14 protein-coding genes are annotated in these 13,646 nt (G+C 65.5%); 9 read left to right on the top strand and 5 right to left on the bottom strand.

The window, feature by feature from the left end:
• Nucleotides 1-57 precede the first annotated feature (57 nt).
• Complete coding sequence (locus tag GDN70_RS01080) at nucleotides 58-717, bottom strand: DedA family protein (protein WP_095424760.1); 660 nt, start codon at nucleotides 715-717, stop codon at nucleotides 58-60.
• Between the two features lie 367 nt (nucleotides 718-1,084).
• On the opposite strand from GDN70_RS01080, the gene cobS reads away from it, so the two are divergent.
• The 5 genes from cobS (at nucleotide 1,085) to GDN70_RS01055 (ending at nucleotide 7,337) form a co-directional block, all read left to right on the top strand.
• The gene (gene cobS, locus GDN70_RS01075) at nucleotides 1,085-2,083 is read left to right on the top strand and encodes a cobaltochelatase subunit CobS (protein ID WP_028141859.1); all 999 of its coding nucleotides are present in this window, start codon (nucleotides 1,085-1,087) and stop codon (nucleotides 2,081-2,083) included.
• A gap of 141 nt (nucleotides 2,084-2,224) precedes the next feature.
• A complete protein-coding gene (gene cobT, locus GDN70_RS01070) occupies nucleotides 2,225-4,126 on the top strand; it encodes a cobaltochelatase subunit CobT (RefSeq protein WP_028141858.1) in 1,902 nt (633 codons plus the stop codon).
• Nucleotides 4,123-5,217, top strand: coding sequence for an esterase-like activity of phytase family protein (locus GDN70_RS01065; protein WP_152102056.1), 1,095 nt, complete (start codon nucleotides 4,123-4,125; stop codon nucleotides 5,215-5,217). Before cobT ends, GDN70_RS01065 begins: the two co-directional genes overlap by 4 nt.
• A gap of 298 nt (nucleotides 5,218-5,515) precedes the next feature.
• A complete protein-coding gene (locus GDN70_RS01060; RefSeq protein ID WP_152102055.1) occupies nucleotides 5,516-6,628 on the top strand; it encodes an NADH:flavin oxidoreductase/NADH oxidase in 1,113 nt (370 codons plus the stop codon).
• Between the two features lie 301 nt (nucleotides 6,629-6,929).
• Nucleotides 6,930-7,337, top strand: coding sequence for a hypothetical protein (locus GDN70_RS01055; protein WP_028141855.1), 408 nt, complete (start codon nucleotides 6,930-6,932; stop codon nucleotides 7,335-7,337).
• Between the two features lie 47 nt (nucleotides 7,338-7,384).
• Here the strand turns inward: GDN70_RS01055 and GDN70_RS01050 are convergent, their stop codons facing one another.
• The 3 genes from GDN70_RS01050 to GDN70_RS01040 form a co-directional block, all read right to left on the bottom strand.
• Nucleotides 7,385-7,630: a PilZ domain-containing protein gene (locus GDN70_RS01050; RefSeq protein ID WP_026201681.1), complete on the bottom strand. Its 246-nt coding sequence runs from the start codon at nucleotides 7,628-7,630 to the stop codon at nucleotides 7,385-7,387.
• A 344-nt stretch (nucleotides 7,631-7,974) separates the two neighbouring features.
• Nucleotides 7,975-9,288, bottom strand: coding sequence for a DUF2235 domain-containing protein (locus GDN70_RS01045; RefSeq protein WP_152102054.1), 1,314 nt, complete (start codon nucleotides 9,286-9,288; stop codon nucleotides 7,975-7,977).
• A 130-nt stretch (nucleotides 9,289-9,418) separates the two neighbouring features.
• A complete protein-coding gene (locus GDN70_RS01040; RefSeq protein WP_131233096.1) occupies nucleotides 9,419-9,775 on the bottom strand; it encodes a hypothetical protein in 357 nt (118 codons plus the stop codon).
• A gap of 322 nt (nucleotides 9,776-10,097) precedes the next feature.
• Between GDN70_RS01040 and GDN70_RS01035 the strand changes: the two genes are divergently transcribed.
• The 4 genes from GDN70_RS01035 to GDN70_RS01020 all read left to right on the top strand — a co-directional run bounded on the left by GDN70_RS01035 (nucleotide 10,098) and on the right by GDN70_RS01020 (nucleotide 11,889).
• A complete protein-coding gene (locus tag GDN70_RS01035; protein ID WP_028141853.1) occupies nucleotides 10,098-10,364 on the top strand; it encodes a hypothetical protein in 267 nt (88 codons plus the stop codon).
• Nucleotides 10,357-10,653 (top strand): hypothetical protein, encoded by a 297-nt coding sequence (locus GDN70_RS01030; RefSeq protein ID WP_038951164.1) that lies wholly within the window; start codon nucleotides 10,357-10,359, stop codon nucleotides 10,651-10,653. The genes GDN70_RS01035 and GDN70_RS01030 overlap by 8 nt, the downstream gene beginning before the upstream one ends.
• A 185-nt stretch (nucleotides 10,654-10,838) precedes the next feature.
• Nucleotides 10,839-11,117 (top strand): DUF1488 family protein, encoded by a 279-nt coding sequence (locus tag GDN70_RS01025; protein WP_028141851.1) that lies wholly within the window; start codon nucleotides 10,839-10,841, stop codon nucleotides 11,115-11,117.
• A gap of 91 nt (nucleotides 11,118-11,208) precedes the next feature.
• On the top strand, nucleotides 11,209-11,889 hold the full coding sequence (locus GDN70_RS01020; RefSeq protein ID WP_152102053.1) for a hypothetical protein: 681 nt from the start codon (nucleotides 11,209-11,211) through the stop codon (nucleotides 11,887-11,889).
• Between the two features lie 303 nt (nucleotides 11,890-12,192).
• Here the strand turns inward: GDN70_RS01020 and ftsZ are convergent, their stop codons facing one another.
• A complete protein-coding gene (ftsZ, locus tag GDN70_RS01015; protein WP_152102052.1) occupies nucleotides 12,193-13,449 on the bottom strand; it encodes a cell division protein FtsZ in 1,257 nt (418 codons plus the stop codon).
• Between the last annotated feature and the right edge of the window lie 197 nt (nucleotides 13,450-13,646).

The following is a 13,646-nucleotide window of genomic DNA, read 5'->3' as shown; positions in this document are numbered from 1 at the left end:
ATCACGCGGTATGGGTCCCTGCGTGCGCAGGGACGACACTTTTGGTGTGGCGACTTCCTACACCCGCGGCTTCGCTTCCACGACACCGCCGCCGTTCCGCCTCCGATAGACCCACACGCCAAGACCGCCCACGATCGCCACCGCCACCACGGTCAGCATCCAGATGTGCTTGCCGACATGCCCGTGGTGATGCAGCCCGGCATATTCGTGCAGGGCCGACACCGCCAGCACGCCCGGCAGCACGTGCGCGGGGGCCCAGACCAGGATCGCCGGGATGTTCACCGCGTAGAATTTTGCCGGCGCCATGCCCAGCGCGCCCGCCGTGACCGGCACGAAGGCCCGGATCGGCGGCACGAAACGGGCGAAGAACACGGCCCAGGTGCCGAAGCGGTGGAAGAAGCTTTCGCTCTCGGCGACCACGCGGGGATAATTGGTCAGCGGCCAGGTGTTGAGGATCTCGCGCTGCTGCCGGTGCCCGATCCAGTAGGCCGAGCCGTCACCGAGCACGGCGCCGACCGCCGCCGCGAGCAGCACCCATTGCAGTTTCAGCTCACCGCCAGGAACCAGGGCGCTCAGCGCCAGAATGATGGTCGAGCCGGGGATCACCGACCCCACCACCGGGACCGCTTCGAGCAGGGCGGCCAGGAACAGGGTCAGATAGGCCAGCCACGGATGGGCCGAGACGAACGAGATGAGGGGATCGAGGAAGGATGTCACGTCGTCTCCAGGGCGCTGTCATTCCGGGGCGATGCGAAGCATCGAACCCGGAATCTCGAGATTCCGGGTTCGCGCTGTGCGCGCCCCGGAATGACGGCCGTTCGACCCTACATAAGTAAGGGCGTGCGGCGAAAGTGCCATTCGCGTCGACAGGACCGCCCGCCCCGGCGCGAAATTCGAGCGTGATTCGCAAGGCAGCCCTCCAAAAACTGCGTTCCTTGCCTATCTAAATGAAAAGACAATGGAACTTTGATTGTGGCACGGGCTTCTGCCGGCCACTGGTCTCTGATAGGTTGATTTTCAGCACCCAGCCGCAGCCAACGTGCAAATAACCGGTTTCGGGACCGCCCGGGACCTCGGAGGATTGATGACGACCGCCGCCCTGTCCAAAGTTGAGGAAGTTTCCGGTCTGCCCGACATGAAGGTGTCGGTGCGGCAGGTGTTCGGGATCGACAGCGATCTCGAAGTCCCTGCCTATTCCGAAGTCGATCCTCACGTGCCCGAAGTCGATTCCGACTATCGCTTCGACCGCGCCACCACGCTCGCCATTCTCGCCGGCTTCGCCCGCAACCGCCGCGTGATGGTGACCGGCTATCACGGCACCGGCAAATCCACCCATATCGAGCAGGTCGCGGCACGGCTGAACTGGCCCTGCGTCCGCGTCAACCTCGACAGCCACATCAGCCGTATCGACCTCGTCGGCAAGGACTCGATCGTTGTCCGTGACGGCAAGCAGGTCACCGAATTCCGCGATGGCATTTTGCCCTGGGCGCTGCAGAACAACGTCGCGCTGGTGTTCGACGAATACGACGCCGGCCGCCCCGACGTGATGTTCGTGATCCAGCGCGTGCTGGAAGTCTCGGGCCGCCTGACGCTGCTCGACCAGAACAAGGTGATCAAGCCGCATCCGGCGTTCCGGCTTTTCGCCACGGCGAATACGGTTGGCCTCGGCGACACCTCGGGCCTCTATCACGGCACCCAGCAGATCAACCAGGGCCAGATGGACCGCTGGTCGATCGTCACCACGCTGAACTATCTCAGCCATGACGAGGAAGTGGAGATCGTGCTGGCCAAGGCCAAGCATTATCGCACGCAGGAAGGCCGCGACATCGTCAACAAGATGGTGCGCCTCGCCGATCTCACCCGTAACGCCTTCGCCAATGGCGATCTGTCGACGGTGATGAGCCCGCGCACGGTGATCACCTGGGCGGAGAACGCCGACATCTTCGGCGATATCGGCTTCGCGTTCCGCGTCACCTTCCTCAACAAGTGCGACGAGCTCGAACGTCCCCTGGTCGCCGAGTTCTACCAGCGCTGCTTCAACGCAGAGCTGCCGGAATCGGCGGTGAATGTGGCGCTGAGCTGATCTCTCACGGTGTGGGTCCCGGCGAACGCCGGGACCCATACCGCGTGATGTTTCGATTGAAACGACGCTGATAGTTTCCTGACACGAGAGCGGCCGGTGGTTATGGGTCCCGGCGTTCGCCGGGACGACAGATAGGGTCAGATGACCACCTCCAACTCCAAATTCCGCAGCACCAAGGAAGCGCCGACCGAGCCGTTCAAGCGCTCGGTGGCCTCCTGCCTCAAGGCGATCGCCAAGACGCCGGAGCTGGACGTCAGTTTCGCGGCCGAGCGGCCGGGCCTCGCACCCGGCAAGGCGCGGCTGCCCGAGCCCGCGCGCAAAATGACCAAGCGTGATGCCGCCATCGTGCGCGGTCACGCCGATTCCATCGCGCTCAAGATCGCCTGTCACGATGCCAAACTGCATCGCAAGCTGATGCCCGGCAATCCGCAGGCGCGCGGCGTGTTCGAGGCGGTGGAGCAGGCGAGGGTGGAGGCGATCGGCGCGCGGCGCATGGCGGGCGTTGCGAAAAACCTCACCGCGATGCTCGACGACCATTTCCACCGCGGCAAGTTCGACGAGATCACCGACCGTGCCGACGCGCCGCTGGCCGACGCGCTGGCGATGCTGGTGCGCGAGCGCCTGACCGGCATGGCGCCGCCGACGGCCGCGAAGAAGATGGTCGATCTCTGGCGTCCCATTCTCGAAGACAAGATCGGCAAGCGGCTCGACCGGCTCGACACCCTGGTCGAGGACCAGACCCGGTTCGGCGACGCCGTGCACGATCTCCTGACCGCGCTCGATATCGGCGACGAGCGCAACGCCGACAGCGAAGACAATGACGAGAACGACGAGAACCAGGACGGCGACAACGACCAGTCCGGCGCCGAAGGCTCGCCCGATTCCGACGCCGCGCAGGAGATGAGCGCCGACCAGGCGCAGGCGAGCTCGGAAGAGATGAGCGAGAGCGCGATGGAAAGCGCGCAGGCCTCGACCTCGGACACGTTCGACGACGGCGAGCTCGGTGACGACGAGACGCCGGGCGAGGCGACGCGTCCGAATTCGCACGGCAAGAACGAGCCGCGCGGGCCGGAATATCACGCCTTCGCGCCGAAATTCGACGAGATCATCGCCGCCGAAGACCTCTGCGACCATGACGAGCTGGAGCGCCTGCGCGCCTATCTCGACAAGCAGCTCGCGCATCTTCAGGGCATCGTCGCCCGCCTCGCGAACCGCCTGCAGCGCCGCCTGATGGCGCAGCAGAACCGCGCCTGGGAGTTCGATCTCGAAGAGGGCATTCTGGACCCCGCGCGCCTGTCGCGCGTCGTCACCGATCCCTATCATCCGCTGTCCTTCATGCACGAGAAGGAGGCGACGTTCCGCGACACCGTGGTGACGCTGCTGCTCGACAATTCGGGCTCCATGCGCGGACGGCCCATTACGGTCGCGGCGACCTGCGCCGACATCCTCGCGCGCACGCTGGAGCGTTGCGGCGTCAAGGTCGAGATTTTGGGATTTACCACGCGCGCCTGGAAAGGTGGCCAGTCCCGCGAAGCGTGGCTTGCCGCCGGCAAGCCGGCCAATCCCGGCCGCCTCAACGATCTCCGCCACATCATCTACAAGTCGGCGGATGCTCCGTGGCGTCGTGCGCGAAAAAATCTCGGCCTGATGATGCGCGAGGGTCTCCTCAAGGAGAACATCGACGGCGAGGCGCTGGACTGGGCGCACAAGCGCCTCCTGGGCCGGCCCGAGCAGCGCAAGATCCTGATGATGATCTCGGACGGTGCGCCGGTCGACGATTCCACGCTGTCGGTCAATCCCGGCAATTATCTCGAGCGGCATCTGCGCCACATCATCGAGGAGATCGAGACCCGCTCGCCGGTCGAGCTGATCGCGATCGGCATCGGCCACGACGTGACGCGCTACTACCGCCGCGCGGTGACGATCGTGGATGCCGAGGAGCTCGGCGGCGCCATCACCGAGAAGCTCGCTGAGCTCTTCAGCGAGACCAACACCGCACCCACCCAGCCGGCCGGTCGCCCGCGACGCAAATTGCATTCGTGAGCACGCATCGATCCCGCCGCAGCTTTATCGGCTTTGCAGCGGCGGGATTTTCCACACTCGCAGTCTCTCGCTTCGCGCTGGCGCAAGCCGCGGCCGAGCCGCCGCCGCGCGCGCTTCAGGTCGAGAACGCCGTCGTCGAGCCTGTCAGCGTCGAGGTCAACGCGCGCGCCATTCCCAATTTCGAGCCGCGCGACCGCACGCGCACGCGCTTCGGCTCGCTGGACTATCGCAGCGGCCTGGTGCTGACCTCGCGCTATCGCGGCTTTGGCGGATTGTCCGGCATCCGGCTCGACGCCAAGGGCGAAGGCTTCCTCGCGGTCTCCGACCAGGGCGGCTGGTTCACCGGTCGCATCCGCTACGCCAATGGCAAGATGACCGGGCTCGACGACGTCGAGGCCGCGCCGCTGCTCGGCGCCGAGGGGCGGCCGATCACGGAAAAGCGCCTGTGGTGGGATTCGGAATCGATCGCGCGCGACGGCAATTTCGTCTATGTCGGGCTCGAACGCGTCAACCAGATCCTGCGCTACGACTTCTCCAAGGGCGGCACGCGCGCGCGCGGCGAGGTGGTGCCGGTGCCGGCGGGGATCCGCAAGCTGCCCTCCAACAAGGGGCTGGAGGCGCTGGTCGTCGTGCCCAAAGAAAAGGACAAGGGCAAAGACCAGAACATGCCGCTGGCGGGCACTCTGATCGCCTTCTCCGAGCGCGGGCTGGATGCCGACGGCAACCTCACAGCCTTCCTGATCGGCGGTCCCTCGCCCGGCCAGTTCAGCGTGCGCCGCACCGAAAAATACGACATCAGCGACGCCGTGCTGCTGCCCTCCGGCGAGCTTCTGATCCTCGAGCGCAAATTCTCCTGGTTCACCGGCGTCAACATCCGCATCCGCTCGATCCCGCTGAAGTCGATCGCCCCTGGCGCGCTGGTCGACGGCCCCGCGCTGTTCGCCGCCGATCTCGGCCACGAGGTCGACAACATGGAAGGCATCGACGCCCACGTCACGGCCGACGGCGAGACCGTGCTGACGCTGATCTCCGACGACAATTTCTCGATGCTGCAGCGGACCTTGCTGCTGCAATTCACGCTGGCGGAGTAGGCCACTGCTGTCGTCCCGGGGCGCGACGAAGTCGCGAGCCCGGGACCCATACCCACAGGGCGTGATTTGACGATGACCCGGAGTGGCAGTTCGCTCGACGACTTTGTCCTGTGGCTATGGATCCCGGATCTGCGCTGACGCTTGTCCGGGATGACAGGGGAATTTGCCGCGTCATCTCGCGACCACATTGCGGGAATGCACGCCGAGGCGAGCCGCCATTCCCCAGCGCGCCTAGCAATCGTCTGTCCGCATACTACACTCTTTCCACTGCCCCTCTCATCCCCCGGAACTCCCCCGCATGAGCGTCCTGTTTTCCCCGATCAAGCTGCGCGGCCTGACGTTGAAGAACCGCATCGTGGTGTCGCCGATGTGCCAATATTCGGCCGACGACGGCGTTGCCAATGATTGGCACTTCACCCACATCAACAATCTCAGCCTGTCGGGCGCGGCGATGTTCTGCATCGAGGCGACCCATGTCGAGGCGATCGGCCGCATCACGCCGGGCTGCCTCGGGCTCTACAGCGATGCCGCCGAGGCCGCGCTGAAGCAGGTGCTCGCCTCGGTGCGCAAGCATTCCTCCACCGCGATCGCGATGCAGCTCGCCCATGCGGGCCGGAAAGCGTCGAGCGCGCGGCCCTGGGACGGCGGCCAGCTGATCCCGGTGGAGCAGGGCGGCTGGCAGACGGTGGCGCCATCGGCGCTGCCGCACAAGGAAGGCGAAGCCGCGCCGCTCGCGCTGGACGCAGCGGGCCTCAAGCGCATCCGCGAGGCCTTCGTCGATGCAGCTCGCCGCGCCGAGCGCATCGGCATCGACGCCATCGAGCTGCACGGCGCGCACGGCTATCTCTTGCATCAGTTCCTGTCGCCGATCTCCAACAGGCGCACCGACGAATATGGCGGGTCTTTGCAGAACCGCATGCGCTTTCCGCTCGAGATCTTTGATGCGGTGCGCGCCGTCTTCCCGCACGACAAGCCGGTCGGCATGCGGGTGTCGTCGACCGACTGGGTCGAGAGCGGCTGGGATCTGGCGCAGACGATCGAGTTCGCCAACGCGCTGAAGGCGCGCGGCGTCGACTGGATCGATGCCTCCTCCGGCGGCGTCTCGCCGCTGCAGAAGATCCCGCTCGGCCCCGGCTATCAGGTGCAGTTCGCGGAGGCGATCAAGCGCGAGACCGGACTGCCGACGATCGCCGTCGGCCTGATCACCGACGGCAGGCAGGCCGAAGAGATCGTCGCATCCGGCAAGGCCGACATGGTCGCGCTCGCCCGCGGCATGCTCTACGACCCGCGCTGGGCCTGGCACGCCGCAGCCGATGTCGGCGGCGAGGTCGAAGCCCCGCCGCAATACTGGCGCTCGCAGCCCTCGACGCAGAAGGCGCTGTTCGGCAAAACCACGTTCGGGGCGCGGTAGGGGCCGCGTGTGCGTGCTGCACGTGTGGCGCGATATCCGCACCACAAACTCTGCTGTCGTCCCTGCGCATGCAGGGACCCATACCGCGTGATCCATCGATGGCGCGCGGTGCCGGTTGACAACTTAACTAAGAGTCTTCGCCTCACCACTTCCTGTGGTTATGGGTTCCTGCGTGCGCAGGGACGACAGCGGAGAATGTCGCGCGGCCTTTCGCCCACCCCCCTCCGTAAATTCCCCCAGCTTCCACCCCCCGCAAAACTGGCCTAACCTTGCGCGACCCCACTCCTCGCGGAGGCCCGCCATGCGTTTTCGTGTTCGCCAAACCGCCCATGTGTTCGAGCGCGTGGGGCTTGCGATGGCCGGCGCGGCGTGCGGGCTGTTCGTCGGCGCCTATGTGGGATCGGCGATATCAGCGCTCACCACGCAGGGGTTTCTGATGGTGATGATGCTGCTGGGCTTCGTCGGCTTCTATCTCGGCATCGACACGCCGCAATTGCCGTTCGACGAGGCGCATAGCGCGATCGACGCCGCCGAATTCCTCAGCGCCGCCGGCACGCTCTGCGCCACGCTCACCGCGCTCGCCTCCGTCGCCGTCATCGTGCTCCGTCTCGACCCGCACATGGCCTGGACCTGGCTCGCTCTGCTCGGCTGGATCGCCGGCGTCGCCATGCAGATCGTCGGCGGTGCGAAAGCGAGGATGCGGAAGTAGCTTCTTCTTGACCCTCCCCCGCAAGGGGAGGGCAAGCAAGATGTCCCTCAGAACACCACGCCCACCCGCGTGCCGCGCTTCCAGGCGATGCGGCAGCGCTTCTTGGTGTTGACGTGCAGCAGCTCGAATCTGTCGGGGATGTTCACTTGGCCGCCGAGATCGACGCAGGCCCCGCCGGGCGAATAGTCGATCAGCGTGCAGTTGATCACAGGTGCGCGCGGGTCGGTGATGATCTTGGCCTGGCGCGACACCAGCCCCGCAGGCTTCACGCGGGCATATTTACGCGGATACATTGGCACTCTCCTCCAATTCCGCAGGTCTAGCGGCGGATCCTGTGCAGGATGATGCGGATGAGTTGATGCGATCCGGCTAAGGCGGGCGGGAGAATTTTAATGAAAAGTAGCGGCGAAGGAAGAAAGCGGCGGTAGCGGGGTGGGGCCGCCTCAAACTCCGTCGTCGTCCCTGCGAAAGCAGGGACCCATACCGCGTGATGTCTCGGTTGCGCCCGAAAGCAGTCCCGAACAACGAGTCTTCGCCAAACCACTTCCTGTGGTTATGGGTCCCTGCTTTCGCAGGGACGACCGCGGTGATGTTGGCGCACCTGCCTCCACACCCGTTAATGAGAGCGCCGCCCTCCTCACATCTCCGCCGTCTCCATCTCCGCATGCTGCGGCCCCACCGGCATCGGCACCGTCACGTACTCCTTCGGCAAATTCACCGGCCGATAGTCCGGCTCCACGGCCATCCGCTTCAACACGCTCTCATGCACATGCGCGCCTTCGGGGATGGGGCGCGGCTCGCAATCGGGGATGTAGAAGCCGAGAAACACTTTCCGCTCCGGCCACTCCCGGTACTTCGCGCTCTTCGGCAGATATTCCAGAACCCGCCAGCCCGGCGTCATCGAATCGTGCAGCACGCCCGTCTTCCCAGTGTAGGCCGGCTCGACGTATTGAAACGGTGAGTTCTTGCGCTGGATGCCCCAGGCGAGCTGCTTGATGGTCGCGGGGTTGAAGTTCAGCCCCGCCTTCTCCGCCTCCGCGATCATCCAGATCAGCGGATATTTCGAGTCCCCGCTTTGCGCCTCCGGATAGCCGCCGCCGACGTCACTGTGCACGCCGGCGAACCACACCTGCAGAATGTCCTGCGGCACCTTCTTCTCGTCGGGGACATAGCGGTTGCTCCAGAACTCCTGCGGCTCGCAGTACTTCTTGAGGCGGAACATGCAGCGCCGCTCGTCGATCGCGATCGCCTGCCGGAAGATCTTGACGCTGGGGTTGCGCAACGTGAAGGCGAGCTCCTCCAGGCTCGGCCAGAACAGCCGGTCGGCGCGCGGCACGATCACGCTCGCCACGGTGTCCCACACGCCGATGAAATGGATGGTCGGCCAGCGCGTCGAGGTGATGCGCGCGAACTGGGCGGCGAGATCGAACTCGTCCTTCGGCAGCGGCCCCTGGTCGTCGAAGGCGACGCCCGAGAGATCCTCGAGGTCGTTGCCGCGCCCGGTGCCGGAATATTGCTTGTAGGCGACGAGGCCCGAGCCTGCGAGGTTCGCCTGCTCCGGCCTGATCAGCCCGACCTTGTGGATCAGCCCCGCCAGCACGCGAACCGTGTAGGCCCCGCGCGAAAAGCCGAACAGGTAGATGCGGTCGCCCGGCGCGTAATGCTCGACCAGGAAGCAATAGGCCGACAGCACGTTGTCGTCGAGCCCGTAGCCGGTGGCGAGCCCCAGCACCAGGTTGATATTGGCCTTGAGCCGGTGCCACGTCGTCGGCTCCGTCACCGTGCCGACGCCCGGATCGTAAAACACCATCTGCCGCGGCTGCGTCCTGTCGGTCTTGCGCAGGCAGCGATAGAGCTTCAGGACGTTGGAGATGTTCTCCGAGATCTCGTTGCCGGTGCCGTCACAGCAGATGACGAGGTTTTTCGGCGCGGTCGTGCGGTCGTGCTCCACGGGTCATCCCCTCCCGGTAATGCTACCGGGACGAGTATAGCAAAAAAGCGCGACGGCGAGGAGCCGGCGAACTCAGCCGCGACGGCGCTACGCTCCCTCGCCCCGCAGGCGGGGCGGGCGAAGGAAGCCGCTACTTCTTCTTCCCCGGTCCGAAATCCGGCTGCCAGGCCACATCCTTGCGGCTCGGCGCTGCCGCGATCACCTTGGCCTTGTCCTTCTTCGGCTTCTTGGTCTCGCGATTGCCGCGTTGCTGTCCCTTGGCCATGTCGGTCTCCTTCTGAGATTTATCTGGGGGTGCGAGTTCGTCCAGTTCGTCCGATTGCAGCACGCGTCCGCGCGGCGTGCAGACCTTCACGTCGATGGCGCCGTCGCGCAGGAATTTTCGCGCCAGCCGCAGCGCAAGGCTGGCGCTGCCGCGGCCGAGATTGGCGCAGCCATATTCGTTGGTGGCGCTGACGAGATAGGGCACGCGAATGGCCCTAGCCATTGAAGATGGCCGCCGCGCACACCAGCAGCAGAAGGAACAGCGGAACCACCACCGGCGGCACGATCCATTCGGAAAGGCGAAACTGCGACATGCTTGCTCCTGCTCGAACTTGCGGCGGGAGCGCACGTGACCCTCAGTCACCGGTCGAAGCCGTTGCGAGATGTGCGGTGATGCGATGACTCTACGCCTGCACCGCGCCGATAGCGAGGGCTAAAACGCCGCGCGCGCCGCCGACAATAACGCTGGCTATTGCCGCGCAACGCGCGCATGCTCGCGCTCGCCAGCGTCCGGTGGGGCCCCTCTTTTTGAAAGGCAGGCGCGCATGACCATCCGCTCGCGGCACGAATCCGTGACGTTCAAGCATCCGTTTCACATCCGCGGCATCGCGCGCGAACTGCCGGCGGGCCGCTATGAGGTCGTCACCGACGAGGAGATGATCGAGGGCCTGTCGTTCGCCGCCTGGCGCCGCGTCGCCACCATGATCACGGTGCCCAAGGAGGGCGCGCGCGGCGACATCACGGAAGTGCATGCGATCGGCTCGGTCGACCTCGCGGACGCTCAACGCATCGATGCGACCGCCCATGACTGATGTTCCGGTCGAGCTCGACAAGCACCGCGGCATGGCCGCGCAAAAGGCCACCGATCTGCGCCGCGCGCTGTCCGAGGTCGAGAACAATGTCCGCGAGCTGCGCGAGCGCGAGGCCGATCTCGAAAGCCGCATGCTGACGGTGCCGGCGATGTCGTGGCCGGAAGCCGCGGTGAAGGCCCGCTATCTGCTCAACCTCTATGCCGCCGGCCTGCCCGCCGAGGACACCCGCCACCGCGCGCTGGTGGCCGCCCTGTTCGACGATTTCGCAAGGCTCAACGGCGACGGCTGAAGGCGGCCGCCCCACGGGTGTCGTCCCGGACAAGCGAAGCGCAGATCCAGGACCCATAGCCACGGAATTGAGTTGTTGCAGATGCTCGTGCCACGGCGTGCTTGAATCAAGCCGACCGGGTCACAGGTCCCGGCCCCGCGCAATGGCGCACCAGGCCGGGACGCGCGCAGTACAGGAGTAACCCCATGACGCTCACCAGCGGCCGTTTCATCGGCCACGACCAGGACCGCGGCATCGTCCAGTTCTCGATGCAGGACGGCGCGAAGGAATTCGCCTGCGCGATCTCGACCTCCGCCATGGACGACCTCGAGCGCGGCCCGCGCGCCAGACCCAATGAGCGCGAAGCCCAGTTCACCCGCCTGCGCGAGCGCATCGAAGCCTGCGCGGGGCGGAAGTATCAGGCGACGGAGTTCGAGGGAACACCGCCGGGGATCGTGCTGCGGAGCATTGATTTTCGGGGGTAGGGGACACGGACGGCCCCATTGCCCCATCATCTGTTGATATTAACCACTTGTTAACCATGCGGTTGCCTAATGTGGCGATGGGGGGATCACCATGTCGGCCCATGTGACGCGACCGAGGTTGATGCCTGTTTCGGCCGATCCGGCCATCCGGTCGGTGGCGAGGCTGGCGGTTCGCGCCAGGGCCGTCCTGCAGGGCAAAGCCCCTGTCCTACGGAGCAAAGCCATGTTCGGAAAGGACGACTTAGTGGACAATCTCAGCCGCGATCTCGATCGCGCGCGCGGACGACGCGATGCGCTCGCATCCGAAGCCACGACCCTGACGGCCCAGATCGCTGAAATCGAAGCCCGCCTTTCTGAAGAGAAGAAAAGGCGGGAGCGTGAGCGCGTCCTGAGCGAGATCGAATTGATCAAGACGCGAGTCAAGCAGGCCGCCGGCGCGTTTGCGCCCGTCGTCGACGGTCTCTCCAGCGCGATCGAGCAGGCTGCGGCCGTCGTGCCCGAGGCGCGCGAGCTCAATAGTTTCCTCGTGTCGGTGGCGACCGAGATCGACAGCGTGCTCGATCCCCTCTTGCGCGAACTGGATCAGCGTGCGGATGCGGTGCGATCCGGACAGGCAGCGCTGGACTTGCCGAGTTCGGCCGTTGAAGCGCCGCCCATCGAGCTGCCGAAAGACACCAACGAACGCCTGCTTCGTTTTCCGGCCTGGCTGTCGCGCGACAAGGAGTCGGACAAGAAGGAAACCGCGGAGAGCCCGCGCAGCACGGCAGCGTGAAGCATCGGCGGCTGGTTTCGTTGCGGCGCATCCTTCGAGACGGCCGATCGAGGCGGGCTCCTCAGGATGAGGACTCGTTTCCGCGGCGAGATATCAAACATTCATGGTGAGGCGCCCGCCAAAGCGGGAGAGTTGTTGTTTTACTCCGTCATTCCGGGGCGCGCCTCTTGGCGCGAGCCCGGAATCCATACTCACGATGGTGGTTATGGATCCCGGGCTCGCGACTTCGTCGCGCCCCGGGGATGACGACCTGTTGTTGGACTCCGTAGCCGACATGCAAGCAACCGCGGCTCTCTCGACCCCTCAGTTGGCGGCGCGGCGCAGGAAGGCCGGGATATCGAGAACGGCCTCGTCGGGCGCATTGCGCAGAGAGGCGCGGCCGTAAGGATCGAGCGGCCGGTCGGCCGCCTGCCGCGCATGGTCCAGGCCCGGCCGTGCCGGTGGCCCCACGGGGTGGTGCGGCTGCGGGCGGAGCGGCGGGCTGCCCGCTTGCGGAATGGGTGCGCTGCGCTCGATGCGATCGGCGATGCGGCGGCTGTCGTTGCGCAGCCTGCCGGCGAGCTGCGTGAGGGCGGTTTCCACCGGCAGCGCCTGCGCCGGGTCGAGATTGTCGATACCGGTCGCCACCACCGAGACGCGGACGATGCCTTCGAGGCTTTCGTCAAAGGACGCGCCGACGATGATGTTGGCGTCCGGGTCGGCCTCGTCGCGAATGCGGCTGGCCGCTTCGTCGACCTCGTACAGCATGAGATCCTTGCCGCCGGTGATGGAGATGATGAGGCCGCTGGCGCGCTTGATCGAGGGGTTCTCGATCAACGGATTGGAGATCGCGGCGACGGCGGCGGCGAGCACGCGCTTCTCGCCGGAGGCCTCGCCTCGTCCCATCATGGCCTTGCCCTTCTCCTTCATGACGGAGAGGACGTCGGCAAAATCGAGATTGATCAGGCCTTCCTTGACGATGAGGTCGCTGATGCAGGCCACGCCCGAATAAAGCACCTGGTCGGCAAGGGCGAAGGCATCGGCGAATGTGGTCTTGTCGCTGGCCACCCGGAACAGGTTCTGGTTCGGGATGATCAGGAGGGTGTCGACCGTCTTCAGCAGCTCCTCGATGCCGGCCTCGGCAAAGCGCATGCGGCGCTGGCCCTCGAAGTAGAACGGCTTGGTGACCACGCCGATCGTGAGAATGCCGAGCTCGCGCGCGGTCCTGGCGACGACGGGTGCAGCTCCGGTGCCGGTGCCGCCGCCCATGCCTGAAGTCACGAACACCATGTGCGCGCCGGTCAACTGATTGCGGATCGCATCGATGGCCTCCTCGGCTGCGGCGCGGCCCAGTTCCGGCTGCGAGCCGGCGCCGAGGCCCGCGGTGACATGTGTGCCGAGCTGGATGAGGTGCTTCGCCTTCGACATGGCCAGCGCCTGCGCGTCGGTGTTGGCGACCACGAACTCGACCCCTTGCAGCCCGGCGGTGATCATGTTGTTGACGGCATTGCCGCCTGCGCCGCCGACACCGAACACGACGATGCGGGCCTTCATTTCATGAATATCGATATTGCCAGCCATTTTTCCCTCGCGATTGGTCCGGCAAGCCGGGGATGGTGAAGTCTTCGAGTGCTAACTGCAAAAGCATGATCCGGACCCGAAGGGCCGCGTGAGCGCAAAGTGCGAAGCGGCTTTCCCTCGCGACAAACGCGCAACGCGTTTGCGCGGAGATCATGCTCGAACAAAAACCTGGAGCGCGATGACGGTTCATCCCAATC

It is taken from the genome of Bradyrhizobium sp. TM102 (genome assembly GCF_009176685.1).
GTDB lineage: Bacteria > Pseudomonadota > Alphaproteobacteria > Rhizobiales > Xanthobacteraceae > Bradyrhizobium > Bradyrhizobium ottawaense.
The sequence above is the reverse complement of the archived record's forward strand: the minus strand, read 5'-3'. Positions and strand labels throughout refer to the sequence as shown.

Coding starts and splice junctions, on each gene's coding strand:
- GDN70_RS01020 (WP_152102053.1), top strand. CDS start 11,209: ATGTCGGCCCATGTGACGCGACCGAGGTTGATGCCTGTTTCGGCCGAT.
- ftsZ (WP_152102052.1), bottom strand. CDS start 13,449: ATGGCTGGCAATATCGATATTCATGAAATGAAGGCCCGCATCGTCGTG.
- cobT (WP_028141858.1), top strand. CDS start 2,225: ATGACCACCTCCAACTCCAAATTCCGCAGCACCAAGGAAGCGCCGACC.
- GDN70_RS01040 (WP_131233096.1), bottom strand. CDS start 9,775: ATGGCTAGGGCCATTCGCGTGCCCTATCTCGTCAGCGCCACCAACGAA.
- GDN70_RS01060 (WP_152102055.1), top strand. CDS start 5,516: ATGAGCGTCCTGTTTTCCCCGATCAAGCTGCGCGGCCTGACGTTGAAG.
- GDN70_RS01050 (WP_026201681.1), bottom strand. CDS start 7,630: ATGTATCCGCGTAAATATGCCCGCGTGAAGCCTGCGGGGCTGGTGTCG.
- cobS (WP_028141859.1), top strand. CDS start 1,085: ATGACGACCGCCGCCCTGTCCAAAGTTGAGGAAGTTTCCGGTCTGCCC.
- GDN70_RS01055 (WP_028141855.1), top strand. CDS start 6,930: ATGCGTTTTCGTGTTCGCCAAACCGCCCATGTGTTCGAGCGCGTGGGG.
- GDN70_RS01035 (WP_028141853.1), top strand. CDS start 10,098: ATGACCATCCGCTCGCGGCACGAATCCGTGACGTTCAAGCATCCGTTT.
- GDN70_RS01030 (WP_038951164.1), top strand. CDS start 10,357: ATGACTGATGTTCCGGTCGAGCTCGACAAGCACCGCGGCATGGCCGCG.
- GDN70_RS01025 (WP_028141851.1), top strand. CDS start 10,839: ATGACGCTCACCAGCGGCCGTTTCATCGGCCACGACCAGGACCGCGGC.